This is a genomic window from Luteibacter sp. 9133, assembly GCF_000800155.1.
GTDB lineage: Bacteria > Pseudomonadota > Gammaproteobacteria > Xanthomonadales > Rhodanobacteraceae > Luteibacter > Luteibacter mycovicinus.
Genome location: NZ_JUHO01000001.1, coordinates 226,372 through 253,206, shown reverse-complemented (window position 1 = coordinate 253,206; position 26,835 = coordinate 226,372). Strand labels below are relative to the sequence as shown.

At 65.9% G+C, this 26,835-nt stretch carries 17 protein-coding genes and 2 pseudogenes; 14 read left to right on the top strand and 5 right to left on the bottom strand.

Features of this window, described 5'->3' with window-relative positions:
* Positions 1 to 98: 98 nt before the first annotated feature.
* The 3 genes from FA87_RS00945 to FA87_RS00935 all read right to left on the bottom strand — a co-directional run bounded on the left by FA87_RS00945 (position 99) and on the right by FA87_RS00935 (position 5,092).
* Positions 99 to 1,610 (bottom strand): amino acid permease, encoded by a 1,512-nt coding sequence (locus FA87_RS00945; protein WP_043691744.1) that lies wholly within the window; start codon positions 1,608 to 1,610, stop codon positions 99 to 101.
* An 87-nt stretch (positions 1,611 to 1,697) separates the two neighbouring features.
* Complete coding sequence (locus tag FA87_RS00940) at positions 1,698 to 2,744, bottom strand: glycerophosphodiester phosphodiesterase (RefSeq protein WP_043691743.1); 1,047 nt, start codon at positions 2,742 to 2,744, stop codon at positions 1,698 to 1,700.
* Positions 2,745 to 2,800: 56 nt separating this feature from the next.
* Positions 2,801 to 5,092 carry a TonB-dependent receptor gene (locus FA87_RS00935; protein ID WP_043691740.1) on the bottom strand — a complete coding sequence of 764 codons (2,292 nt, stop codon included), beginning with the start codon at positions 5,090 to 5,092 and terminating at the stop codon, positions 2,801 to 2,803.
* Between the two features lie 178 nt (positions 5,093 to 5,270).
* Here FA87_RS00935 and FA87_RS00930 point away from each other — a divergent pair, with 178 nt between their 5' ends.
* The 5 genes and pseudogenes from FA87_RS00930 to thrC all read left to right on the top strand — a co-directional run bounded on the left by FA87_RS00930 (position 5,271) and on the right by thrC (position 13,227).
* A complete protein-coding gene (locus FA87_RS00930; RefSeq protein ID WP_043691737.1) occupies positions 5,271 to 7,196 on the top strand; it encodes a nucleotide pyrophosphatase/phosphodiesterase family protein in 1,926 nt (641 codons plus the stop codon).
* Positions 7,197 to 7,389: 193 nt separating this feature from the next.
* The gene (locus tag FA87_RS00925) at positions 7,390 to 9,384 is read left to right on the top strand and encodes a bifunctional 2',3'-cyclic-nucleotide 2'-phosphodiesterase/3'-nucleotidase (RefSeq protein ID WP_043691735.1); all 1,995 of its coding nucleotides are present in this window, start codon (positions 7,390 to 7,392) and stop codon (positions 9,382 to 9,384) included.
* Between the two features lie 551 nt (positions 9,385 to 9,935).
* A pseudogene (locus FA87_RS00920) lies at positions 9,936 to 11,003 on the top strand (homoserine dehydrogenase); the annotation flags it as partial.
* Entirely contained in the window at positions 10,997 to 11,947 is a 951-nt protein-coding gene (locus tag FA87_RS00915; protein WP_051944320.1) for a homoserine kinase, read from the top strand. The pseudogene FA87_RS00920 and the gene FA87_RS00915, both read left to right, overlap by 7 nt.
* Positions 11,948 to 11,949: 2 nt before the next feature.
* Positions 11,950 to 13,227 carry a threonine synthase gene (gene thrC / locus FA87_RS00910; RefSeq protein ID WP_043691732.1) on the top strand — a complete coding sequence of 426 codons (1,278 nt, stop codon included), beginning with the start codon at positions 11,950 to 11,952 and terminating at the stop codon, positions 13,225 to 13,227.
* A 26-nt stretch (positions 13,228 to 13,253) separates the two neighbouring features.
* Here thrC and FA87_RS00905 read toward each other — a convergent pair whose 3' ends face one another.
* Positions 13,254 to 14,555: an OprD family outer membrane porin gene (locus FA87_RS00905; RefSeq protein WP_052191065.1), complete on the bottom strand. Its 1,302-nt coding sequence runs from the start codon at positions 14,553 to 14,555 to the stop codon at positions 13,254 to 13,256.
* A gap of 307 nt (positions 14,556 to 14,862) precedes the next feature.
* Complete coding sequence (locus tag FA87_RS00900) at positions 14,863 to 15,747, bottom strand: hypothetical protein (protein WP_043691729.1); 885 nt, start codon at positions 15,745 to 15,747, stop codon at positions 14,863 to 14,865.
* A 523-nt stretch (positions 15,748 to 16,270) separates the two neighbouring features.
* On the opposite strand from FA87_RS00900, the pseudogene FA87_RS00895 reads away from it, so the two are divergent.
* The 9 genes and pseudogenes from FA87_RS00895 to ilvN form a co-directional block, all read left to right on the top strand.
* A pseudogene (locus tag FA87_RS00895) lies at positions 16,271 to 17,446 on the top strand (2-isopropylmalate synthase); the annotation flags it as partial.
* Between the two features lie 63 nt (positions 17,447 to 17,509).
* On the top strand, positions 17,510 to 18,457 hold the full coding sequence (locus FA87_RS00890) for a branched-chain amino acid transaminase (RefSeq protein ID WP_036116573.1): 948 nt from the start codon (positions 17,510 to 17,512) through the stop codon (positions 18,455 to 18,457).
* Positions 18,454 to 19,869, top strand: coding sequence for a 3-isopropylmalate dehydratase large subunit (gene leuC, locus FA87_RS00885; protein ID WP_036116575.1), 1,416 nt, complete (start codon positions 18,454 to 18,456; stop codon positions 19,867 to 19,869). The genes FA87_RS00890 and leuC overlap by 4 nt, the downstream gene beginning before the upstream one ends.
* Positions 19,866 to 20,462, top strand: coding sequence for a 3-isopropylmalate dehydratase small subunit (gene leuD / locus FA87_RS00880; RefSeq protein WP_036116577.1), 597 nt, complete (start codon positions 19,866 to 19,868; stop codon positions 20,460 to 20,462). The genes leuC and leuD overlap by 4 nt, the downstream gene beginning before the upstream one ends.
* On the top strand, positions 20,459 to 21,523 hold the full coding sequence (gene leuB, locus FA87_RS00875; RefSeq protein ID WP_043691725.1) for a 3-isopropylmalate dehydrogenase: 1,065 nt from the start codon (positions 20,459 to 20,461) through the stop codon (positions 21,521 to 21,523). Before leuD ends, leuB begins: the two co-directional genes overlap by 4 nt.
* 26 nt (positions 21,524 to 21,549) lie before the next feature.
* Complete coding sequence (ilvD, locus tag FA87_RS00870; RefSeq protein WP_043697082.1) at positions 21,550 to 23,286, top strand: dihydroxy-acid dehydratase; 1,737 nt, start codon at positions 21,550 to 21,552, stop codon at positions 23,284 to 23,286.
* A 78-nt stretch (positions 23,287 to 23,364) separates the two neighbouring features.
* On the top strand, positions 23,365 to 24,387 hold the full coding sequence (gene ilvC, locus FA87_RS00865) for a ketol-acid reductoisomerase (RefSeq protein ID WP_079522792.1): 1,023 nt from the start codon (positions 23,365 to 23,367) through the stop codon (positions 24,385 to 24,387).
* Between the two features lie 166 nt (positions 24,388 to 24,553).
* Entirely contained in the window at positions 24,554 to 26,347 is a 1,794-nt protein-coding gene (gene ilvB / locus FA87_RS00860; protein WP_081996668.1) for a biosynthetic-type acetolactate synthase large subunit, read from the top strand.
* A 2-nt stretch (positions 26,348 to 26,349) separates the two neighbouring features.
* Positions 26,350 to 26,829: an acetolactate synthase small subunit gene (gene ilvN, locus FA87_RS00855; protein ID WP_036116582.1), complete on the top strand. Its 480-nt coding sequence runs from the start codon at positions 26,350 to 26,352 to the stop codon at positions 26,827 to 26,829.
* Positions 26,830 to 26,835: the final 6 nt, after the last annotated feature.

The window sequence follows — 26,835 nt, the reverse complement described above, 5'->3', positions numbered from 1 at the left end:
GGTCACGGTGCCGCTACTCAGCAGCCCGAACGCGATCGGGTAAGCCAGCAGGATGGTCGCGAGAATCGCCAGTAAGCCCCTCACGGCTGCCGTCTACCTCAACGATACCCACGATTGAGCTTGCTGTTCCGCACGCCATACGTGAAATACACGATCAGGCCCAACACCATCCAGATCGCAAACCGCTCGAAGGTGATCGCCGGCAGCCCCCAGATCAGCGCCAGCGAGAACAAAATACCCAGCGGCGCCACGAACCACACGGCCGGCGTCTTGAACTTCCGTTCGAGATGCGGCTTGCGCACACGAAGCACCAGCACCGAGGCGCAGATCAGGATGAACGCGCTCAGCGTGCCGATGTTGACCAGCTCCGCCACTTCACCGATCGGCAGCAGGCCGGCCACCACGGCGGTAAAGATGCCAAGGATCATCGTCGGACGTGCAGGCGTGCCGAAGCGCGGATGCACCTGCGCGAACCATGCCGGCAACAGCCCATCACGCGACAGCGCGAACCAGATGCGCGCCGCGCCGAGCATGAACGCGAACAGCACGCTGATCACACCGATGACCGCCGCGACGGCGATCACGTTGCTGAGCCACGGCAGGCCGATGGCGTTGAAGGCGTCGGATACCGAGGCTTCGCCGCTTAGCGTCCCGTAAGGAACGATGCCGGTGAGCACCAGCGACACGGCGATATACAGCACCATCGCGACCGCGAGCGAGAGCAGCACCGCGCGCGGCAGGTCGCGCTGCGGGTTCTTCGCTTCCTCGGCCGCCGTGGTCAGCGTGTCGTAGCCGAACACCGCGAAGAAGACGACGCTTGCGCCCGTCAGCACGCCCTGCCAGCCGAAGTGGCCCATGCCCTTGGCGTCGAATACGCGCGCCGGGATGAACGGGTGCCAGTTGGCGGTGTTGATGAAAAACGCGCCAACGCCGATCACCAGCGCTACGCCGATCACCTTGATACCGACGATCACGGTGTTGAGGCGCGCACCCCACTCCGTCTTGATCGACAAAAGGATGGCGACGAACAGCGAGATACCGGCGGCGATGATGTTGAAGCGGTGAGCGTCGGTCGGGCCCGGCAGCGGATTCGCGACGCTGAAGCCGACGCCCAGCTTCGCCTGCTGCCAGTAATAGTTCATGGTGTCGGCGCTCATGCTCTTCTGCGCCCACTCCGGCAGATGCACGCCTGCCGTGGCCAGCAACACCTGCACGTAGCCGGACCAGCCGATGGCGACCACCGCCACCACCAGGGCGTATTCCAGCAGCAGATCCCAGCCGATGATCCAGGCCGCGCCCTCGCCGAGCACGGCGTAGCCGTAGGTATAGGCGCTGCCGGTCACAGGGATCAGCCCCGCGAACTCCGCGTAGCAGAGCGCCGCGCAGGCGCTGCCGAAGCCGGCGATGATGAAGCTGAGCGCCACGGCGGGGCCGGCGTTGAGGGCGGCCTGCTGGCCGGCGAGCACGAAAATGCCCACGCCGATGATCCCGCCGATACCGATGGCCGTGAGCTGCCAGAGGCCGAGGACCCGGCGGAAGTCCGTACGCAGGCCGACTTCCGCCTGCAACTGCTCGACGGACTTGTGGCGGAGAAACTTGGCTAACGACATCGGGGCGACCCCTGGAGCTGGCAGAGCCCGGGATCATAGCGGGGCAAGGGCCAGGGTGTCGTCAGAAAAGCCCGACACCCCGCAGGATCAGGGGCGATCCAGCGCCTTGCGCCCCAGCGCCGGGTCGTCGGTAAAGAACGCATCGATCCCGGTCGCCACATACGCCCGGATCTCAGCCACCGAACCGGCGTCGTTCCGCGCCGCATCCCCCGCGTCGTCGCGGAAATCCGCCGCCAGGAAGTGATTCTCCGGCCGGAACGTATACGGATGCACCTCCAGCCCGGCGGCGTGCGCGTCGTGCACCAGCGGCGCGACCGGCGCCAGCTTTCCGTCCCCGGTCAGCGGAATGATGCTGCGCGTGGACGGCCCGATGGCGTCGGCGTAGGTGGCAATGGCCTTGAGACCTTTCGGGGTCATCATCGCGCCGTAGGTGGTCGACGGCTGGTCGGCCGGGTGCTGGTCGGCCAGATCCATCAGCTGGAGCAGACGGATGTTCGGGTGATCCTTGCCCAGCTTGCCGCGCAGGTACTTCAGATTGCCGATCTCGAACGACTGGATCTCCACGGGTGCGGTGCGCGTATAGGCGTGCGCCGCCAGCGTAGCCAGCACCTTGTCTTCCATCGGCAGGCCGACGTCATGGAAATACGTCGAGTGCTTGATCTCCGGAATGATGCCGATGACCCGATGCCTGGCCGACGCTTCCGCGGCGACAAACTCGATCATCTCGTCGAAGGTCGGCACGGTGAACTGGCCGTCGTAGGCCGTGTTGGCTTTGCGGATATCCGCAAGGCGCTCTCGGGCGCGCAGCGTCTTCAGCTCGGCGAGGGTGAAGTCTTCGGTAAACCACCCCGTGATCGACTCGCCATCGACGGTCTTGGTCACCCGGCGGCTGGCGAACTCCGGATGCGAGGCCACATCGGTCGTCCCCCCGATCTCGTTTTCGTGACGCACGACCAGCACACCGTCCCTGGTGGAGACCAGGTCCGGCTCGACGAAGTCGGCACCGTCCTCGATGGCCACGGCGTACGAGGCCAGCGTGTGCTCGGGACGCAGCGCACTGGCACCGCGGTGACCGATGACGAGGATCTTCGCGGCAATCGGCTTACCGGGAGCCGGGGCGGCGGACGTGGGCATCGAGAGCACTCCAAGGGCCAGGGCCAGAGCGCATGAGGATAGAGCAATCGCCTTCATCAGAAATCCGCCGACAGGGTAACGAAGCTCTGGCGCGGCGCGCTGGCATGGAACGCCAGTGCGCGGCCGTTCGGATCGGTCGCGCCGAACGCGGTCAGGTTGGTCGCGTAACGATGGTCGGTGAGGTTGGTGACGTTCAGCGCCAGCGTCAGCGACTTGAGGTAGCCGATCGTACCGAAATCGTAGCCCGCGCCGAAGTCGAACGAGGTGGCGCCGGCCACACTCTGATCGTTGGTATAGGTGTAGTAGCGCTTGCCGGTGTACTTGCCACGCAGGCTGGCCGACCAGGGGCCGTAGGTGTAGCTGATCTCGCTCGAGTACATGCGCTTGGGCGTATCCACCGTGGTCTTGCCCTTCACCGGGACGACCACACCGCTGGCGACGTAGTTGTCGTCGTAGCGCGAGCGGTTGAACGAGGCGGAGTTGTACCACTCGAAGCCACGGACCGGCTTCCAGATGAAGGTGAATTCCGCGCCGCGACTGGACACCGAGCCGACGTTGACGAAGGCGGTGTTGCACTCCGGACGCGTGCCCTGCTCGATGCTCGGGCAGGGGTTGAGGGAGAGCAGTCGATTGTCGAACTTCACGTCATACAACGCCACCGACGCTTCGTACGACTGACCGACGCTGCGGAAGCCACCATCGATGGAGCGCGACTGTTCGGGCTTGAGGTTGGCCCTGGTACCGTCGAACGCGCTCTGCGACACGGAGAGCGGGCCACCGGCACCGCCGCCCTGGAACGCCGCGATGTTCTTTGCATACGACAGGAACACCTCCTGACCGGGCGCCAGCTGGAAGGCAAGACCGGCCTGCGGCAACAGCGACTTGCCCGCCTTGAGCGTGCCGTTGGCATAAGGGCTTTCCACGCCCGGCGCTTCGACCGCCTTCATGGTCGTGTGCGGGCTCTTCACACCGACGTCGATGGTCAGACGATCGTCCATCGCCTTGAAGCTGTCCTGCAGGTACGCCTGTTTGGTGGTGATCGTATAGTCCTGCGAGAACAGACGACGATCCGGGCCGGACAGATAGAAATCGTCGTTGAACGGACCGTCCACGTAGTAGAAGTTGCGCTCCACGTGATGGTTGTTCTTCTCGTACCACACGCCGCCCTCGACATGATGATTGCCGAGGTCCCACGACAGCGACGCGATCGCGCCATTGCGGTTGATCGTGTAATTGGTGCTGCGCAGGGAGATCGGCAGCTCCCCGGCGGTGCCGGGGTTGGACTTCTGACCCGGCGCCCACCAGTGGCCCTGGCCCGCGTTCTCATGGTGATAAACCTGGGTATGCAGCGTCGCGCCATCGGCCACGGCGAAGTCGCCCGCCACGTAGTACAGATCGTCGCGTCGCAGCGCGCGGCTCAGGTAGTAGGCATCGTCAGTGTTGTCGACGCCGCCGGAGTAGCCGCACCGCGAGTCGCGCACCCCACCGACCGTGTAAGCCGGCGTGCAATAGGCCGCGGCCAGGGCGCGGTTCCAGTCCGGTGCGTAGAGATTCCAGTCCCAGCCGAGGCCGCGCCTCATGCCGCTCCTGGACAGATAGGCGTAGTCGGCCTGCGCGGTCCGCGAAGTGTCCGCGAAGCCGGTGATCCGGTTGCCGTCACCGAACTCATAGACGGCCTTGCCGTTGAACTGCCTGGTCGTGGTCTTCGAGCCCGGCTGGGCCCACATGTCCGCGTCGGCCTTGATGCCGGACAGGTACATCGAAAAACCCTTGTAGTCACCCGTGTCGATGCGCGCATAGGTGCGACGGTTGTGGTCGCTGCCGAAGGTCTGCGCCGCCTTGCCACCGAAGGTCTTCGCCGGATCGGACGAGAAATACTGAATGGCGCCTCCGAGGTTGCTGGTCGACGCCGTCCCGAGCGCGCCGATGCCCTCGGACAACTCCACCGTCGCCATGTTCTCGGCGATCAGGGCGCGCGAGATATTGAGGCCGTTGTAGTTGCCGTAGGCGTTGTCGCCCAGCGGCAGACCGTCGAGGGTGTAGCCGAGGCGCGTGGTATTGAAACCGCGCAACGTGATCGACTGGGACTCCTCGTTGGCGCCGAAGGCGTCATTGGACTGCACCGAGACGCCCGGCAGGCGATTCAGGATCTTCTGAGGGCTGGTACCCGGCGGGAGCACCTTCTGGTCCTGGGGCACGATGCGCTGCACCTGGCGGGTCTCGCCCTGGCCGATCACCGAGACCGCGTCCAGATCCTGCGTCTTCGGGGGCGGCGCGTCTTCGGCGTGAGCCTGCAGGGCGATGGCGGCGGCGAGGGCGAGGAACAGGGCGCTGCGGTTGTGCTTCATCGACAGGAAACTCGTAAAACGTAAGAAGCCTTCGAGCGTGGCCGCCCAGTGTTTAGGTTTTCTTACGAAGAGAAGAACATGTGACGCGGAGTGACGCAGGTCGCATTTCGGCCGCGTCCCCGTACTGCAACACGCACGCCTCACCATGGCGCCCTTTAACCTCACGCGGAACCGATCCATGCGCCGACTCGCCCGCCTTGCCGCCCTGCTCCTGGTGATCCTGGCCGTGGACGCGCACGCCTCCCGCCGCGTCATCGTCTTCGTCTGGGACGGCATGCGGCCGGATGCCATCAGCGAAGACGACACGCCGAATCTGGCGGCGCTGGCCAGGCAGGGCACGTATTTCGCGGACAACCACTCGACCTACCCGACCTTCACCATGGTCAATGCGTCGAGTTTCGCCACGGGCTCGTTCCCGGGGACGATCGGTTTTTACGGCAACCGCTTCTGGGCTCCGGGCGCCAGCGGTTTCGATGCGAAGGGCGCACCCAGCGACTTCGCCTCGCCGGTCTACACCGAGGACTATGCGGTACTGCGCGCGCTGGACGATCACTGGCACCACGATCTGCTGGAAGCGCCCACGTTGCTGGAGCGCGCACGCAAAGCGGGGCTGAAGACCGCTGTGGTGGGCAAATCGGGCCCGGCCTTCCTCCAGGACATCCACGAAGGCGGCGTGATCCTCGATGAGAACGTGGCGCTGCCGCTGGCCTTCGCGCAGCGACTGACGAAGGCCGGCTATCCGCTGCCGGCCAATACCGTACACGCCTACGATCCGGACCGTTTCCACCTGGAACCGGACAACGGCACGCCCACGGCACCGTTGCCGCTGGTGACGATGAAGGACGGCTCGACCACGGACGCCTCCGATGGCGCCGGCGCGCCGGCCACACCGTCCAATGCGTTCCTGATGAAGGCCTTCCTCGACTACGTTCTGCCGGTCGAGAAGCCCGATATCAGCTTCGTCTGGCTGCGCAATCCCGACGGCACCGAGCACAGTTATGGTGTGGGTTCACCGAACTTCCATCTCGCCCTGCGCGCACAGGACGAACTCCTGGGCCAGCTCCAGGCGAAGCTGAAGTCGTTGGGCATGGACGCGGATACCGATCTGGTGATCGTCTCCGACCACGCGCACAGCAACGTCGCCGGTCCTGCCGACCTGTTCCCATTGCGTCAGATCGCCGATGGCCGTGTCGGTCGCGTCGATGCGGAATGGGGCTTCTCCACGTCGGGCGCGATTCGTCTCGCCGATGAGATGACCCACGCCGGCTTCAAGGCGTTCGACGGTTTCGGCTGCATCTACGCGCCGGTGATGTCCGGCGTCGAAGCGGATGGCGCGCAGCTGCATCCGACCCGCTTCGACGATGACGGCCGCGCTTGCGGCAAGCCCGGCCCGTATACGACGCCGTCGTACAAGGTACCGGCCGACTTGCCTAAGGACGCCTTCGTCATTGCCCCGAATGGCGGCGGCGAATACCTCTACCTTCCCTCGCACGATCGCGCACGCATCGTGGAAGCCGTACGTTTCCTGCAGAGCCGCGAGATGTTCGGCGCGATTTTCGTCGACGCCCGCTACGGCAAGATCCCCGGCACACTGCCGCTGGCGTCCGTGCACCTTGAGAACACGCGTTCACCCGACATCATCGTCAGCTACGACTTCAACGCCGACGCGACCGTGCAGGGTTTCAAGGGCACGGTCTATACCAGCATGTCCAACGAGCGCGGCATGCACGGCAGCTTCAGCCCGATCGACGTGCACAACATGCTGCTGGCCAGCGGCCCGGATTTCCGCAGGAACCTGCGCAGCGAGCTGCCCAGCGGCAACGTGGACGTCGCGCCGACCATCGCGGCCGTGCTGAAAATCGACCTCGGCAAGCCGGACGGGCGCGTGCTGCGCGAGGCGCTCGAAGGGCACTCGCCCGAAGGTCTGAGCGTGAAGCCCGCCGATATCGCGACCGACACCGCGACGGGCCTGGATGTGCGCCGCGTGGACGGTACGCCGATGAATCGTTCGACGTACCGCTTCGTCCTCAAGACCAGACAACTGAGCGATAACGGCAAGACCTACACCTACTTCGACCAGGCCAAGGCGGAACGCCTCCCGTAAAAGCGCGCCCCACCCCCGCGTGTAGGAGCGCGCCCCGCGCGCGAAAAGCCAACGAAGCGGCGACGCGGCACACCAGCGGCACCCCAGAGGCACACCCGCAACACACCCATCGCGCGCAAGGCGCGCTCCTACATGACCTTTTTCTGCTAGTTTTCCGCCCCGAATCTCCTTGTTCCCACCCGGATACCCTTCGATGTTCAGATCTCTCGCGATGGCCACGCTTTCGGCCGCCCTTCTCGCTGCGTGCGCCAGCGCGCCGACCGCGGACAAGTCCGGCAAAACCGGCAGCGTGAAAGATGGCGCCACGCTCGACCTCGCCATCCTCGAGACCACCGACGTCCATTCGAACATCCTGTCGTACGACTACTACAAGCAGAAGGACGACCCGAGCTTCGGGTACGAGCGTCTCGCCACGCTGATCCGTCAGGCGCGCAAGGAGTTCCCGAACACCGTGCTGTTTGATAGCGGCGACACCATCCAGGGCTCGGTACTCGCCGATTATCAGGCACTGGTCAAGCCGGTCGGTTGCGATACCGAGCTCGGCATCTACGCCGCGATGGACGCGATCGGTTACGACGGCGGCACCGCCGGCAACCACGAGTTCAACTACGGCCTGCCGTTCCTTGCGCAGGTCACCAACACCGCGATGAACGTCGACGGCGTGAAGCCGCGGCAGTGTGCCGGCCCGAAGTTTCCGCTGGTGTTGTCCAACGTCTACAGCGTTCGTGACAAGCAGCCGATCTTCAAGCCGTGGACGATCGTGACCAAAACCGTCGAGGTGAAGAACGCCGACGGCAGCACCACGCCGACCGCGCTTCGCATCGGCATCATCGGCTTCACGCCGCCGCCTATCCTCGACTGGGACAAGCGCAACCTGCAGGGCAAGGTCACCGTCGACGGCGTCGTCGAAGCGGCCAACCGTTACATGCCGGAAGTGCTCGCGCAGAAGCCGGACCTCGTGGTCGCCATCCTGCACGGTGGCCTCAACACCGCGCCGTACACGCCGCAGATGGAAAACGGCGGGTGGTACCTCGCCGGTGTGCCGGGCATCGATGCGCTGCTGCTCGGCCATTCGCATACCGAGTTTCCGGGGCCGCGCTACATGGACATGAAAGACGTCGACGCGAAGCGCGGCATCGTCCGCGGCGTGCCTGCGGTCATGGGCGGCTTCTTCGGCAAGGATCTCGGTGTCATCAACATGACCATGACCCGCGAGAATGGTCGCTGGGTGGTGCAGAAGGACAAGAGCCACAGCCAGGTCCGTCCGATCTGTCCGAAGAAGAACGAGTGCGTGCCTGCGGATCCGGCCATCGCGCCGATCGTGAAGGAAGCGCACGACGCCGCGGTCGCGTACGTCAACACGCCGATCGGCGCGACCGATCACGACCTCACCAGCTACTTCGCCGACGAAGGCAACATGAGCGCGCTGGCGGTGGTCAACGCGGCTCAGGCCGACTACGCACGCGACGAGATCGCACGTGAGCATCCGGAGTGGAAGGACATTCCGGTGATTTCCGCGGCCTCCGCCTTTCGTACGGGCTTCGGCGGTCCGGACGATTACACCGATGTCGCCAGGGGACCGATGACGATCCGTAACGCCGCGGATCTTTACTTCTATCCGAACACGCTGGCGGCGGTGAAGATCGACACGGCAGGGGTGAAGGCCTGGCTCGAGAAGTCGGCGACGCGTTTCAACCAGATCGATCCGTCGAAGGAAGGCGAACAGCCGCTCACCGGCAAGCTGGTGCCGTATAACTTCGACCAGATGCAGGGCGGCATCACGTACACCATCGACATCACGAAGCCGGAAGGCCAGCGTATCGGCAATCTTCGGTACAAGGGCAAGGCGATCCGGGATGGCCAGACCTTCATCGTCGTGACCAACAGCTATCGTGCGAACGGTGGTGGTGAGTTCCCCGGCATGAACGGTGAGTCCGTCGTGCTCAACGCGCCGGACGGCAATCGCGAAGTCGTGATCAAGTGGGTCGAGGCGAAGAAGACCGTGACCGCGAAGGACGTGGACAAGCGTTCGTGGAGCTTCGTGCCGGTGAAGACCAGGGGGCCGGTGACGTTTACGGCGGCGTCCGGGAAGGAAGGCGTAGCCAAGGCGCAGGGACTGGCGATCAGGCAGCTGCGCGACAACGGCGACGGTACGGCGGTTTACGCGCTGGATCTTTCGAAGCGTTGAGGTAGTTCGCGTCGCCCGCGGGGCGGGCTCCTACAGAGACTGCGATGGACGGGGTCGCCCGCGGGGCGGGCTCCTGCAAAATTACGCAGACTTGTAGGAGCCCGCCCTGCGGGCGATTCAACCTTGCCCCGCCCCCCCCGGCAGCAAAGCCATATCCTCCATAGGCCATCCGGCCACGTCCGACACGCTTGACAGCCCCCATCACCCGGGCATAACGTCGGGCACATGTATCCCATCACGCCAGCGCTGCGTTTCACCACGGTCTCCACGACCGGCACGCTTGCGCCCGTGACCACCACCGCGACCACATCCACTACGACCATTACCATGGTCGGAGGATCGGAGTTCGCGCGCGCCTAGTTCCTTGTCGCTGCCGGCCCCGACCTCCCGCAGGACGGGATCGGCGCCGGAACTCCCAGCCAAGATCCCCACCTGACGTGACCACGGGCCTCTCACCGGAGGCTTTGATCGTGTCCATCGCTGTCGCATTACCCCGCTCACCCTTACGCGCCGCGCCCGTGCGCGCCGCTGTCCAGCCGCTCGTGGTGCAAGTCGGTGTCGTCGGACCCGGCAAGGTCGGCAGCGCGCTGCTGAACCAGTTGCGTCTCGCGGCTCCGCGTCTGCTGCGTGACTGCAACCTCGAACTCAGCCTGCGCGCCGTAAGCGACAGCCGGCACATGTGGCTCGACTGCGACGACGACGCCCTCAACGGCCGCCAGCACGGCGCGCAGACCTGGCGTCCGGCCGAACTCGATGAGTTTGCCGCCTATGTCGCCGGGGACGGCCACCATGTCGCCGTCATCGCCGACTGCAGTGCCAGCGACCTGGTCGCCGACCACTATGCCGGCTGGCTCGGCGCCGGTATCCACGTCGTCACCCCGAACAAGCGCGCGGCCAGCGGCCCGCTCGAACGCTGGCGCAAGATCGCCGCCGCGGCCGATGCCAGCGGTGCGCACCTGTACTACGAAGGCACGGTCGGTGCCGGCCTGCCCGTCGTGCAGACCCTGCGCGACATGATCGACACGGGCGATGAGCTCACGGCCGTCGAAGGCATGCTTTCCGGCACGCTGGCCTGGCTGTTCAACCGCTTCGATGGCTCCGTACCGTTCTCGGCCCTGGTCCGCGAGGCCCACGCCATGGGCTACACCGAACCCGACCCGCGCGACGACCTGTCCGGCATGGACGTGGCCCGCAAGGTGGTGATCCTCGCCCGCGAGGCCGGCGTTGCCCTGTCTCTGGACGATGTGGCTGTCCGCAGCCTGATCCCCGCCGAGCTCGCCGGGTCTTCGCGCGACGAATTCATGGACAACCTCGAAGCGATGGATGCGCCCATGGCCGCCCTGCTCGCCGATGCCCGTATCGCGGGAGGTGTACTGCGCCACGTCGCGCGGCTCGATGGCCACCGTGCCTCGGTCGGCGTGCAGGTGGTCGACGCCGACCATGCCTTCGCCCATTCGAAGCTCACGGACAACGTGCTGCGTTTCGCCACGCGCCGATACTGCGACAATGCCCTGGTCGTCCAGGGGCCGGGTGCCGGTCCCGAGGTCACGGCCGCGGCGGTATTTACGGATCTGCTGCGCGTGGCCGGCGCCATGGGAGTAAAACGGTGCGCATGCTGAAAGAAGAATCCTCACCCCTGATCCGCGCGGATGTCGCTGTCGCCGAGGCGTATGCGAGTGTCGGCAACGTCGGCGTCGGTTTCGACATCCTGGGCCACTGCGTCGCCGGCGCGGGCGATCGCGCCGAAGTGCGCCGCATCCCCGAACGGGAGGTGCGCATCGCCGCCATCCATGGCGTGATCACCGACCTGCCGCTGGCCGCCGTGGACAACACCGCCGGCGCCGCACTGCTGTCGATGATGCGTGCGCTCGACCTGCCCTTCGGCTTCGAACTCACCCTGCACAAGGGCATCGCGCTGGGCTCCGGGATGGGCGGCTCCGCCGCGTCCTGCGTGGCCGCCGTCGTCGCCGCCAACGCGTTGCTCGACGAGCCGCTGCCGCGCGAGGCGCTCTATCCGTTCGCGCTGGACGGCGAAGCCGTCGCCAGCGGCAGCCGTCACGGTGACAACCTCGGCCCCATGCTGCTCGGCGGACTGGTGTTGGCCACCGACAAGCGCCTCGTGCGCATCCCGGTACCGGCGGCATGGCATTGCGCCCTGGTCCATCCGCATGTGGTGCTGGAGACCCGCCGGGCGCGCGCCGCACTCGCGGGCCATTACGCGCTGGGTGAATTCGTGGCGCAGAGCGCCAACCTCGCCCTCGTGCTCGCGGGTTGCTATCGCGGCGAAGCGGCGCTGGTACGCGAGGGTCTGTCGGACGTACTGGTCGAACCGCGACGTGCGCCGCTCATTCCGGGCTTTGCCGACGTCAAGCAGGCCGCGCTGGATCACGGTGCCTTCGGCGCCAGCATTTCCGGCGCGGGGCCCAGTGTGTTCGGCTGGTTCGAAGACCGCGCCTCGGCTGACGCCGCGTCGCACGACATGCGCGCCGCGTTCGCCGCGGCCGGCCACGACAGCGACATACTGGTCGCTCCCATCGACGGCCCTGCCGCCAGGATTCTCTGAGCATGCGCTACGTCAGTACGCGCGGCGGTGCCGCGCCCACGCGCCTTTCCGACGCCATCGCCGCAGGCATCGCACCGGACGGCGGGCTCTACGTTCCCGAACGGATGCCGACGGTATCGCTGCCTTTTCGCCAGGGTGACCTCGCCGGCACCGCGCTGCGGATGCTGGAACCGTTCTTTGCAGGCGATCCGCTAGAGGATGAACTGCCTGCCATCTGTGCGGAAGCCTTCGCCCATCCGACGCCCCGTCGTCAGCTGCCCGTCCACGGCGCACATGTGCTCGAGCTGTTTCATGGCCCCACGGCGGCGTTCAAGGATTTCGGGGCGCGCTTTCTCGCCGCGTGCCTCAGCCGGCTGCGTCGCGACAACGACCGGCCGCTGACCATTCTCGTGGCGACCTCCGGCGATACCGGCGCGGCGGTGGGAGCCGCTTTCCACCATCTGCCGGGCGTGCGCGTCGCCATTCTCTACCCGGACAACCGGGTATCGCCGCGACAGGCGCATCAGCTCGGCAGCTTCGGCGGCAATGTGCGTGCGCTGCGCGTGGAGGGCAGCTTCGACGACTGCCAGCGTCTCGTGAAGGCGGCGCTCGGCGACCCAGCCCTGCAATCCGACGTACCGATGTCCTCGGCGAACAGCATCAGCCTTGGCCGCCTGCTGCCGCAGATGGCCTACTTCGGCCATGCCTCGCTGGAGGCCGACGAAGCGATGCACACGATCGTGCCGACGGGGAATCTCGGTAACGCGGTAGCCGCCTTGTGGGCGCGCGAGATCGGGTTACCGATCGGGGATGTGATGTTTGCCTGCAATGCCAACGATACGCTGCCGGAATTCTTCGGCGGACAGCCTTATCGCGCGCGCGATGCGGTGGCCACCATCGCCAACGCGATGGATGTCGGCGCGCCAAGCAACTTCGAGCGGCTCTGCCATTTGTTCGGCGGTGAGGAAGCGGCGCGACGCGGCGGGCACGCCGAAAGCGTCGACGACGCGGAGATCCGCGATGTCATTCGTCGACATTCGGGTAACGATGGCGAGGTGTTTTGTCCGCATACGGCGACGGCTGTCCGCGTGTTCGAGCGGCGTCGACACGCGGGCGACCGGCGGGCATGGACGATCGCGGCGACCGCGCATCCGGCGAAATTCGATACGGTGGTGGAGCCGTTGATCGGGCGTACGGTCGCGGTGCCCGAAGCGTTGGGTGCCATGCTGTCGCGCAGGGCGACCGCGGAGCCGATGGCGGCGGATGGACGGATGTTCGCGGAGTGGTTGCGGGGCTGGTAATCAGCCCCTGCCGGCGATGCGTCCGATCAGAACTGGTAAGCGATCATCAGGCGGTTGCTTGTCCACGGCAGGTTGCCGGGATTGAGATTGTTGGTACCGCCCACCGGGTGCTCCCAGCGATCACGGATCTGCAGACCCTTCAGCACGTCGTCGAGCTTGTAGACGATGTCGACGTACAGATTGTGGCTGGTACCACGCAGATTGGTGTCGTAGTGCGCATAGGCCGCCGTGAGGCTCAGCGCATCGTGCAGCATCAGGTAGGTCGCCTTCGCCTTCCAGGCATGTCCCGGCCCCTGCTCGACCAGGCCACGCAGCATCGACGTGGTGTACAGCGGATCGGCCGAATAGCTGTTGCTGTACGGCGAGATGATCGCGCCACCGCCCACCGCGTCGTGCTGACCCTCGAGCTTGTTGTACGCCAGGTCGAACCTGGCCTTGCCGACCGACGCACCCGCATCCACGCCCCATGCCTGCGCATCGACGCGGTCGCCGGCGGCACCGGTGAGCCTGGTGTGCGTCTCGACGAGCACGTTATCCGAGCCACTGGTCTGGCGAACGATCTGCGCGCCGACGAACGGCGTGATACCGCTGTCGTTCCTGAACGTGTACATGCCGTCCACGTAGCCCATCCGACCGAAGTGCTCGAAGTCGTAGAACCACGCCTGCGCCTTCAGGCCGCCGGTCGCGTAAGTCGTACCGATCGCCGTGGTACCGTCCATTTCCTGCGCGGTGCGCGGCAATGCGCCGTTGTTGCCGTACATCGAGTCGTGATGGTACGTCGACGGGTAATACAGGTTGTCGTCGTTGTAACCGCTGGATGTTCGGCTTTTCCAGCGGAGCGTGCGGATGGCGAAAATGTCCCAGCCTCTGGCCGGTTTGAAGTCGAACATGGCCGCCTGATAGGAAGCGGGGATTGCCCGCGAGTCGAACTGCCCCATCCACGGCGTGTTGAGATACTGGTCACCGGCCCGTGCCACGAGCCAGTCGTTCGCATACTCGGCATAGGCCTGGGTAAACCCGCTGACCGCGTGGTTCGGTCCCATCAGCGAGGTATCGACCCGGCCCGGGTTTTCAGCACGCGTGCCGAGCGACTGCGCCGAGAACGCGGTGGCGGCGAGACTGAAGCCACCAACCTTGCCGCTCTTCACGGTGAACAGCCCCGCCAGTGACGTGGCTCGCGTGTTGTACTGCGTGTCGGCATCGTAATGACGAGCAAAGCTGTACAGGCGCAGTTCGCCGTTGAACGAGCCGTCGCGGAAGAAATCATCGGCCTGGACGCCGGCGGCCGTGCATGCGAGTGCGACGGCGATCAGATAACGGGCGCGCATCAGTGCACCGCACCGGCGTAAAACGAGCTGACCACGGTTGTATCCCCTGCTTTGCGTTTCAAGCGCAATTTCAATTCAAGACCGGGGACGTCGCGGAAGAGGTACTTCGCTCGTCACCCACGCTTTTCGCAACTTCATGCGATTCGACTTGCAACAGCGCGGATGACGCGACGGGTTGCCCGCCCATTATCGGCAACCCTGTAACTAACTTGAAACAAAAATGACATTTCCGAGTTGAGGAAAATGCATGGCGGTACCCGGTTCGTGGGAGCGGCGGGTGCCGCTCCCACGAGCTCCAGCCTCGCCGTCAGGGCTCGTCCCGGCTCTCGGAGCGGGCCAGCAGTGCGCGGATCGCATCGCCCGTCTTAGCCACCACCCCCAGCGGCCCGGGCGAACCGACCTCAGGCAACTGGGCCGTGATCGACGCAAGCAGTAAGCCAAGCCTTGCTTCGGGGTCGTATTTCCCTTGCGCATCGATCGACGTGCCGTCGCTTCCCTGCACCCGTCGCAGCGAACCGTCGACGGCGTAGATCAGGGTGACCCGATCACCGATGGTGACCACGCGATCGTCATTGATGAGAAATTCGGACACCGACTCACGGGAGACGCCGCGTACCCGGATGCCGGCATCCTCCTCATTCACGGTCCAGCGCACGCTCCCCCCGCCCTCGGTCACCTCGCGCAAGGCGAGCTTCCCGTCCTGGTAGGCATCCGCGACTTCGCGCTTTCCGGCAACCGCCGACGCGCGCCCCGCCGCCTGACAGAACACGGGGAACATGTTGTCCACATCGAGTTCCCGGTTCGCGAAGGGCCCCATCGGCACGCCGAAGGCCATCATGTAGACCGAGAAGCCCGGCGCGCAGGACATGTAGCCGTAGCCGCCATCGCCGCTGCTCCGCCATTCGCTGTCGCCGCCCGGCCGGTCATAGCGGAACTGGTAGGTGTACGCGTAGCCGATGTCGCTGGTTCTTGCCGAGATGAGCTGGCAGTCGGGTTCGTTGAAGTGTTCGCAGCGCGCGTGCATGGCCCGGAGGCTCACCTGCATCAGGTCGGTGAAATACTCACCGGCGGCTTCGTACTCGATAAAGGGAGGGGGCGCGTCAGCCGCATGGGCGAGAGGGGTGAACGCGAGGAAGGTGCATGCCGTGAGCCGCGCAAACATGCGCGCTCCGGCCGTCCGTTGCTTGGCCATGAATCGTCCTTTGGGATACGTCGACTGGAACGTGACCAGTTTAGGTGGCGCAAAAAAACACGGTCAACGTGACCAAGTGCGACCTCCGTCACACTCCCACTAACTGTCCATTTTTCTCATTCCATGAGGGCCATACCACTTGGCTGCAAGCCGCATTCCAGCGCGGCCTGCGTAGGAGAACCACGACATCGGGCGTCTAGCCGTCCAAACGTCCTAGGAAAAAAGTTTCGCGCGAAAGTGTTGACACGCGCCGACGAAGTGACATACGTTCGATGACATGACGCAGCGCACCACCCATGGCCGCTTTGACCTGAACCGCCTTCCGGCGGTCGGCAAGCTGCGTCTCGGTGGCGGCCTCCTTCTTCTTAGCCTTGTACTTATTACCTGCGGAGGTGCGGGCTGAGGGCAAGTGTCCAGGTGAATAAGCAACAAACCTGAAGACTCCTGAAGAACCCCGCACCCGGCAACGGATGCGGGGTTTTTTATTGCCCCGGGCCCGCCTCATTCACGAGCGGAGCCAGACATGAATCCAGCAAACCAGGGCAGCACCGAATCCGTCGAGAGCGACGTAGGCGGCCGCGTGCGTATCTTCGACACCACCTTGCGCGACGGCGAACAGGCCCCTGGATTCTCCATGGACCGACGAGCCAAGCTGCGCATGGCGCACGCCCTGGAAGAACTGGGTGTCGACATCATCGAGGCCGGGTTCCCCCAGGCCTCACCCGACGATTTCGCCGCCGTGGCCGAGATCGCAAGATCGCTGAAGACGCCCACGGTCGCCGCGCTGGCCCGATGCCAGCCAGGCGATATCGACAGCGCGGGCAGAGCATTGCAAGGCGCGCATCACTCACGGATCCACCTGTTCCTGTCCACCAGCCCGCTGCATCGCGAACACAAGCTGGGCAAGAGCAAGCAGCAAGTCATCGACATCGCCGCCGAATCCATCCACCGGGCGAAGGCCCTGGCCCACGAAGTCGAATTCTCCGCCGAAGATGCCCTGCGCACCGAGCCGGACTACCTCGCCGAGATCTTCTCGGTCGCCGTTGAAGCCGGCGCCAGCGTCCTGAACGCTCCCGACACCGTCGGCTACGTCACCCCCGACGAAATCACCCGGATGTTCACCTACCTGCGCGCCCACGTGAGAAACGCGGACAAAGTCGTGTTTTCGGCCCACTGTCACGACGATCTGGGCCTGGCCGTCGCCAACTCGCTGGCCGCCGTCGCCGCCGGTGCACGCCAGGTGGAATGCACCATCAACGGCATCGGCGAACGCGCTGGCAACGCCGCCATGGAGGAGATCGTCATGGCGCTGCACACGCGCCGCCCGCTGTTCAAGGTCGATACCGGCATCGTCACCCGGCACTTCTATCCGACCTCTCGCCTGCTGGCCGAAGTGACCGGGCAGGCCGTGCCGCGCAACAAGGCGATCGTCGGCGACAACGCCTTCGCGCACGAATCCGGCATTCATCAGCACGGGATGATCAAGCATCGGGGCACGTACGAAATCATGCGGCCACAGGACGTCGGGGCGAAGACCTCGCTGGTCCTGGGCAAGCACTCCGGTCGCCACGCGCTGCGGCAGCGCCTGGAAGAACTGGAGTACGACATCGACGAAACGACGCTGGACGCCGTCTTCGATCGCTTCAAGGTGCTGGCCGACAGGCAGCGCTCGGTAACCAACGACGATCTCACCGCTCTGATGAGCGCTTACGAATTCGATACCCAGGCCGCGCCCGTCGCGGTCCAGTCCTGAGGAGGATCCATGGAAGCCCCGAAACATCTCTGGCACAACGGCCGCATCACGTCCTGGCAGGACGCCACCGTCCATGTCGGCGCACACGCGCTGCATTACGGCTCCTCCGTCTTCGAAGGCATTCGCGTGTACTCCACGCCGGATGGCCCGCGCTATTTCCGACTGGAAGAACACACCGAGCGCCTGTTCCATTCCGCGCGTGTATACGACCTGGTGATGCCGTACGACGCCAGGGCGATCAATCAGGCCTGTCGCGATGTCATCACCGCGAACGGGCTGCAGTCCGCTTACGTGCGTCCCATCGTGTTCCGTAGCGGATTCACCTTCAGCCTGGCGCCGTCGCTCGACACCAGGGTCGACGTGTCGATCATCGCCTTGCCCTGGGGCGCTTACCATGGCGCCGACGCGATCGAGAAGGGTGTCGACGTCTGCGTCTCCTCGTGGAACCGCGCCGCGCCCAATACCTATCCCAGCGGGGCCAAGGCCGGCGGCAACTACCTCAACAGCCAGCTGATCGCGCGCGAAGCGATCAATGGCGGCTTCGCCGAAGGCATCGCGCTGGGCACCGACGGACTGCTGAGCGAGGGCGCGGGCGAGAACCTGTTCATCGTGCGCAAGGGCGTGATCTACACGCCGCCCGCCGCCTCGTCGATCCTGTGCGGCATCACGCGGGACTCCGTGCTGACGCTGGCACGCGCGCGCGGCTTCCAGGTCATCGAACAGCCGCTGCCACGTGAAATGCTCTACTTCGCCGACGAAGTGTTCATGACCGGCACGGCCGCCGAAGTCACCGCCGTGCGTTCGGTCGACCGCAAGCCGGTCGGCAGCGGTCGTCCGGGGCCGATCACCCGTCAGTTGCAGGACGACTTCTTCGGGCTGTTCGACGGCCGCACCGAAGACCAGTGGGGCTGGCTGTCGCCCATCGAGGAAACCGCGGACGGGAGGGTCGCGGCATGAGCGCGCGTACCCTGTTCGACAAGCTGTGGGACAGCCACCAGGTAAAAGCCGAAACGGAAAGCACGCCCGGCGTGCTCTACATCGACCTGCACCTGGTGCATGAAGTCACGTCGCCGCAGGCCTTCGACGAGTTGCGCGCACGCGGGCTGAAGGTGCGCCGCCCCGATCGCACACTCGCCACGCTGGACCATTCCACGCCGACGCTGCCCGCCGATGCGGACGGCAGGCGCCCGTATTACACGAGGGAGGCGGAAGCCCAGGTCGCGAAGCTGGAGTCCAATGTCGCCGAGTTCGGCATCGACCTGATGGGCTGGGATAGCCCGCAACGCGGCATCGTGCATGTGGCCGGACCTGAAGTGGGCGCCACGCAGCCCGGCATGACCATCGTCTGCGGCGACAGCCACACCGCCACGCACGGCGCCTTCGGCGCCCTGGCCTTCGGGATCGGCACCACGGAAGTCGGCCATGTGCTGGCCACGCAGTGCCTGCTGCAGCGGAAGCCGAAGTCCTTTGCGATCCATGTCGACGGCGCGTTGCAGCGAGGCGTCACCGCGAAAGACCTGATCCTGCACATCATCGGCCAGATCGGCATCGGTGGCGGCACGGGTTACGTGCTCGAGTACACCGGCGAAGCCATCCGCGCGCTGTCGATGGAGGAGCGCATGACGGTGTGCAACATGTCGATCGAGGCTGGCGCACGCGCAGGCCTGATCGCGCCGGACGAGACCACCTTCGACTGGCTGAAGGGCCGCGAGCGCGCGCCGCGCGGCGAAGCCTGGGACCGTGCCGTTACCGCGTGGCGTGCGCTGCCCACCGACGCAGGCGCCACCTACGACCGCGAAGTCCGCATCGACGCGTCGGCGATCCAGCCGTCGGTCACTTACGGCACCCATCCCGGCATGGTCGTGCCGATCCACGGCAACGTGCCCGCCGCCGCCGACGCGCAGGAACAGCGTGCGCTCGACTACATGAAGGTCACCGCGGGCAAGCCGATCACGGGCGAGACGGTCGACGTCGTCTTCGTCGGCAGCTGCACCAACGGTCGCCTGTCCGACCTGCGCGCCGCCGCGGAAATCCTGCGCGGCCGCACCGTCGCCGCCGGCGTGCGCATGCTGGTGGTGCCGGGCTCCGAGCAGGTACGGCGCGATGCCGAGCGCGAAGGGCTGCACGAGGTGTTCCGCGCCGCTGGTGCCGAATGGCGCGAGCCGGGCTGCTCCATGTGCATCGCCATGAACGGCGACCTCGCCCAGCCGGGCCAGCTGGTCGTCGCCACCAGCAACCGCAATTTCGAAGGTCGTCAGGGCAAGGGCGCACGCACGGTACTGGCCAGCCCGCTGGTCGCCGCCGCGTCGGCGATCGCCGGCCGCGTCGCCGACCCCCGCGATTACATGAACCAGGAAGTCGCCGCATGAGCCAGACCAGCCGCCCGCTCGCCTATGTGCATTCCCGCACGGCGGTGCTGCGTAACGAAAACATCGACACCGACCGGATCATCCCGGCGCGCTTTCTGACCACCACCGAACGTACCGGCCTGGGCAAGCATTGCTTCGAAGATTGGCGCTACGCCGCCGACGGCAGTGACGACCCCGCGTTCCCGCTGAATCAGCCCGCGGCGCGCGGTTGCTCGATCCTCGTCGCCGGCCACAACTTCGGTTGCGGCTCCTCGCGCGAACATGCGCCCTGGGCGCTGCTGGACTACGGCATCCAGGCGGTGATCTCCAGCGAGATCGCGGATATCTTCCGCGGCAATTCGCTGAAGAACGGCCTGCTGGCGATCGTGGTCAGCGAGGCCGAGCACCGCTGGCTGCTCGACAATCCCGGCGTCGAACTGCGCATCGATATCGCCGAAGGCAGCATCCGCCTGCCGGACGGCGGCACCATTCGTTTCAATCTGGACGCGTTCTCGCGTCATTGCCTGCTCAACGGCGTCGACCAGATGGGTTTCCTGCTGCAGCAGGAAGCCGACATCGCGGCGTTCGAAGCACGCATGGAGGAAGCCGCATGAAGGCCTCGATCGTCGTATTGCCGGGTGACGGTATCGGCCCGGAAGTCGCCGACGCCGGCGTCGCCGTGCTGAGCGCCATCGCCGAACGTTTCGGCCACGAGTTCACGTTCGCCGAGCACGCCATCGGCGGCGATGCGATCGATCGCTTCGGCGATCCGCTGCCCCCGCGGACGCGGGAAGCCTTACTGGCTTCCGACGCGATCCTGCTCGGTGCCGTCGGTGGTCCGAAGTGGTCCGATCCGGCTGCGAAGGTCCGTCCCGAGCAGGGCCTGCTGGCCATGCGCAAGCTGCTGGGTGTGTTCGCCAACGTGCGCCCGCTGAAGCTGCATCCGCGCACCGCGGCGCTGTCACCGCTGAAAGCGGAGCGGACGAAGGGTGTCGACCTGGTCTTCATCCGCGAACTCACCGGTGGCATCTACTTCGGTGCGAAAACGCGCAGCGAGAACGATGCGACGGATGAATGCCGCTACAGCGTCGAAGAAGTGGAACGCGTGGTCCGCCATGCCTTCGAACTGGCACGTACACGCCGCGGGAAGGTGACCTCGGTCGACAAGGCCAATGTGCTCGAGACATCGCGCCTGTGGCGCTCGGTGGCAACGCGCGTCGCCACCGATTACCCCGATGTCGAGCTGGAACATCAGCTGGTCGACTCCATGGCGATGCATCTGCTGACGCGTCCCGCCGACTACGACGTCATCGTGACCGAGAACATGTTTGGCGACATCCTGACCGACGAAGCCTCGGTGCTCGCCGGCTCGCTGGGTCTGTCCCCTTCCGCGTCCATCGGCGGTCCTGGCGCGGGCGTCTACGAGCCGATCCACGGTTCCGCACCGGATATCGCCGGCCAGTCGCTGGCGAACCCGCTCGGCACGATTCTCTCCGCCGCGATGTTGCTGCGTCACTCGCTCGGTCTGGCCGACGAGGCCGCCGTGATCGAAGCCGCGGTGGATCACGTCCTGGAGCACGCCAACCTCACCCGCGACCTGGGCGGCAGCGCGAGCACGCATGACGTGACCCGCGCCGTCCTGGAAGCCTGTCACGCCAACGCGGAGGCCGCATGAACGACAAGAAGATCCCCATCCGCACGCTGCGCAGCGATGCGATCAAGACCGGTCCCGACCGCGCGCCGGCACGTGCCATGCTGCGCGCCACCGGTCTGGACGACGACGCCATCGCGCGGCCGATGGTCGCCATCGTGCACAGCTGGTCCAACGTGTCGCCGTGCAACCTCAACCTGCGTGAACTGGCGGAAGCCGCTGCCGAAGGCGTCCGTGCGGCAGGCGGCACGCCGGTCGAGTTCAACACCATCGCCGTCACCGACGGCATCGCGATGGGCACCACCGGCATGCGTTCGTCGCTGGTCAGCCGTGAGGTGATCACCGACTCGATCGAGCTGGCCGTCGACGGTCACTGTCTGGATGCCATGGTGGTGCTGTGTGGCTGCGACAAGACCATTCCCGCCGCCGCCATGGCCCTGGCCCGCCTGAACATCCCCGGTGTCGCGCTGTACGGCGGCAGCATCGATCACGGCACGCGCAACGGCTGCGCCATCACGGTACAGCAGGTGTTCGAAGCGGTGGGCGCTCATGGCGCGGGCAAGATCGACGATGCCGAACTGGAAGACGTCGAGCGTCACGCCTGCCCCGGCGCGGGTGCCTGCGGCGGGCAGTACACCGCCAACACCATGGCGATGGTGCTGACCACGCTGGGTCTGTCGCCGGTCGGTCTCAACGATATCCCGGCGACACATCCGTCGAAGCGCGACGCCGCCTTCCGCTGTGGCGAGCTGGCGATGGAGTGCCTCAAGGCCGATCGCAAGCCGCGCGACATCATGACCCGCAGCGCGTTCGACAATGCCGCGCGCATGGTGGCCGGCACGGCCGGCTCCACGAACGCGGTACTGCACCTGCTCGCCATCGCCAACGAGGCGCGCGTTCCGCTGTCGATCGAAGACTTCGAGCCGGCCTCCGCGCATACGCCGGTCATCGCCGACCTGATGCCCGGCGGCCGTTACAGCGCCGTCGAACTGACCGCCGCCGGTGGCACGACCATCGTCGCCCGCGAACTGCGCAAGGGCGGCATGCTCAATGACACGCAGACCGTCACCGGTCGCAACCTGTTCGCCGAGCTCGACGCCGCACCCGCGGCCACCGAGGGCCAGGAGGTCGTTCGCTCCGTCGACAGCCCCTTCAAGCCGCGTGGTGGCTACAGCATCCTGTACGGCAATCTGTCGCCCGAGGGCTGCATCCTGAAGCTCGCCGGCCACGGCCGCAGCAGTCACGCCGGACCGGCCCGCGTCTTCGAGAGCGAAGAGGAAGCGTTCGCCGCCGTGAAGGCTGGACGTATCCGTGCCGGTGACGTGATGGTCATCCGCAACGAAGGACCCGCCGGTGGTCCGGGCATGCGCGAGATGCTGGCGGTGACGGCCGCCCTGATCGGTCGCGGGCTCGGCAACGATGTGGCGCTGATAACCGATGGTCGCTTCAGCGGCGCGACGCACGGATTCATGGTCGGGCACATCGCACCGGAGGCCGCGCGCGGCGGCCCGATCGGCCTGATCCGCGAGGGCGATGCGATCTTCATCGATGCCTCGACGCGGGAGCTCCGCACAGACGCGGACCTGGCATCGCGCCGGGCGGCATGGCGACCGGAGCCGCCGAAGGTCACCCGTGGCGTCCTTGCCAAGTACGCACGTCTGGTCGGCTCCGCCGCCGAGGGCGCCGTGACGCAAGCCTTCGACGATGCGCCCGCTACCGCCATCGCTAACCCGCCACGCCGCGAATACGCCGAAGACGACTGCACGCAGGAGCTCATCGGCAACTGATCGTTCCGACGACTCATCAACGGGAATCGCCAGCCGACCTGGCTCCCACTCAGACAACGACGCATCAAGGAGAACACCGTGACCGACAAGCAAGCCACCACCGCCCCCCTGCAGAACGCCCGTATCGCCGTCCTCGGCTACGGCAGCCAGGGCCGCGCGCATGCCCTCAACCTGAAGGACTCCGGGCTCGACGTCGTCGTCGGCCTGCGCGCCGGCGGCCCGTCCTGGAGCCGTGCCTATAACGACGGCTTCGCGGTCGCCGAGCCCGCCGACGCCGTGCGCGGCGCCGACCTGATCGCCGTGCTGACTCCGGACATGACCCAGCCTGGCATCTACAAGGACGCTATCGAAGCCAACATCAAGGCGGGTGCCACGTTGCTGTTCGCGCACGGCTTCAACATCCACTTCGGCCAGATCGAACCGCGCAAGGACATCGATGTGGTGCTGGTCGCGCCGAAAGGTCCCGGCGCACTCGTCCGTCGCGAGTACGAGATCGGTCGCGGCGTCCCGTGCCTGTACGCCGTGCACCAGGATGCGACCGGTCACGCGACCGAGCGTGCCACCGCCTATGCGGCCGGCATCGGCGGCGCTCGCGCCATGCTGATCGAGACCGACTTCAAGGAAGAAACCGAGACCGATCTGTTCGGCGAGCAGGCCGTCCTTTGCGGTGGCGCGACCGAGCTGGTGATCAAGGGTTTCGAGACCCTGACCGAAGCCGGCTACCGCCCGGAGATCGCCTATTACGAAGTGATGCATGAGCTGAAGCTGATCGTCGACCTGTTCTACGAGGGCGGCATCGCGCGCATGCTCGAGTTCATCTCGGAGACGGCCCAGTACGGCGATTACACCCGCGGTCCGCGCGTGATCGACGCCAGCACCAAGGAACGCATGAAGGCCGTGCTCAAGGACATCCAGGACGGCACCTTCGCACGTGAGTGGACGGCCGAATACAAGGCGGGCCTGCCGAACTACAAGAAGTTCAAACAGGCGGATCTGGATCACCCGATCGAGAAGGTCGGCGCCCAGTTGCGTGCCCGTATGCCGTGGCTGCAGGCGAATCAGCCGAAGGCCCCCGCCGAAGCGGCCAAAACCGCGGAATAACCGAGAAACCCTGTAGGAGAGCGCGCTGCGCGCGATGTCCCTCAGTCGCGCGCAGGGCGCGCTCCTACACGCCGCCAAAGGAATCGATATCAACGTGAACGCGCAACTGGATACCGTCGGCGATACCCGCCGCATCGCATCGAATCACCCGCTCGCCGGCCAGGCCATGACCGGTGCCGACATCGTCGTGCAAGTGCTTGCCGACGAGGGCCTCGACGTACTCTTCGGTTACTCCGGCGGCGCGATCCTTCCCGTCTACGATGCGGTGTTCCGTTACAACGCGGAGCATACGAAAGACGACGGCAACGAACCGATGCCGCTCATCGTCCCCGCCAACGAACAAGGGGCCTGCTTCATGGCCGCCGGCTATGCCCGTGCCTCCGGGCGGGTGGGTGTGGCCCTGGTCACCTCCGGCCCCGGCGCGACCAACGCCGTGACACCGGTGCGCGACTGCATGGCCGACTCCATTCCCGTCGTCGTGATCTGCGGCCAGGTGCCAACGGGCGCCATCGGCACCGATGCCTTTCAGGAGGCGCCGATCAGCACGATCATGGGCGCTTGCGCCAAGCACGTCTTTCTGGTCACGGACGCCTCCACGCTCGAAGCCACGTTGCGTACCGCGTTCCATATCGCGCGCAGCGGCCGTCCCGGCCCCGTGGTGATCGATATCCCCAAGGACGTGCAGAACGCACCCCTCATTTTCGAAGGCCGCCGCGAATTACCCGTGCGCGGCTATCGCTCGCGGCTGCGCGCCGTGGAGTCGGCGACTATCGCCGACGCCCATTGCGCGAGCTTCTTCGACGCCCTGGCCAGGGCCGAACGCCCCCTGATTTACTCGGGCGGCGGCATCATCGCGGCGGGCGCGTCGTCCATCCTCCGTGAGTTCGCACACGCCTTCGGCATTCCGGTGGTCACCACACTCATGGGCATCGGCGGCTTCGACACCACCGACCCGCTCGCGCTGCACATGCTGGGCATGCACGGCGCGGCGTATGCCAACTATGCGATGGACGACAGCGACTTCGTCTTCGCCCTCGGCGCGCGCTTCGACGACCGCGTCGTGGGCGTGCCGACTAAGTTCGCACCGAGCGCACGCGCCATCGCGCAGATCGACATCGATCCCGCCGAAATCGGCAAGGTCAAGTCGGTGTACTGGCACCACGTCGGCTCGCTCGACGTGTCGCTCCAGCGACTGCTGGATTACGGCAGGCGCATCGGATTCAAACCCGACTACGCGGCATGGCACGACCATGTCGGCGCATTGAAGACCACACACGCGATGAATTTTTGCCGGGACGGCGAGACCATCCAGCCTTGCGCGGTCATCCAGGCGATCAATCGCATCACGGACGGCCGCGCCATCATCACTACGGGCGTGGGCCAGCACCAGATGTGGGCCGCGCAGTACTTCGATTTTCGCGAGCCCAGACACTGGCTCACCTCGGGCTCGATGGGCACCATGGGCTTTGGTTTGCCCGCCGCCATCGGCGCCCAGTTCGCGCGGCGCGACCTGACCGTCATCGACATCGATGGCGACGCCAGCATCCGCATGAACATCGGCGAGATGGAGACGGTCACCACCTATGGCCTGCCGGTAAAGGTCGTCGTGCTCAACAACAGCGGCGACGGCATGGTTCGTCAGTGGCAGAAGCTGTTCTTCAAGGGCCGCTTCTCCGCGTCGGACAAGAGCCTGCACAAGAAGGATTTCGTGCGCGCCGCGCAAGCGGATGGCTTCGAATGGGCGCGGCGCCTCGACGACCCCGCCGCCATCGACGCGACGATCGCCGATTTCCTTGCCTTCGACGGCCCCGCCTTCCTGGAAGTCGTGATCGATGCCGACGCCGGCGTCTATCCGATGGTCGGCCCGGGCGCCACCTACGCCGAGATGATCACCGGCGACTGGATCGCCAGCCGCAACCCGCCGATCGCCTCCACCGCCGAACCTACAGGGATGTTCTGACCATGCGCCACTTGATCTCCATGCTGTTGCAGAACGAAGCCGGCGCCCTGGCGCGTGTGGCGGGCCTGTTCGCATCGCGTGGCTACAACATCGAATCGCTGACGGTAGCGGCCACGCACGATGCGGACGCCTCCCGACTCACGCTGGTGATCTTCGGCGACGACGACGTGGTCGAGCAGATCATCAAGCAGTCGGCCAAACTGATCGACGTGATCGAGATCGCCGAACTCACGCGCCGCGAACACGTGGAACGCGAGCTGCTGGTGGCGCGCATCGAGGCCAGCCATGCCGCGGTCGATCTCTGCCTCGCGCAGTTCGGCGGGCGCATGCTGCAACGCGCGGCGGGTCAGTCGGTTGTCGAGTACACGGGGCGCGCCGACGAAGTGGATGCGTTTCTTGTCGCACTGCGTGTCGCGGGCGAGATCGTCGATCATGCGCGGAGCGGGATCGCCGCGATCGAAAGACCGCTGGCGATCGCCTGACGTTGG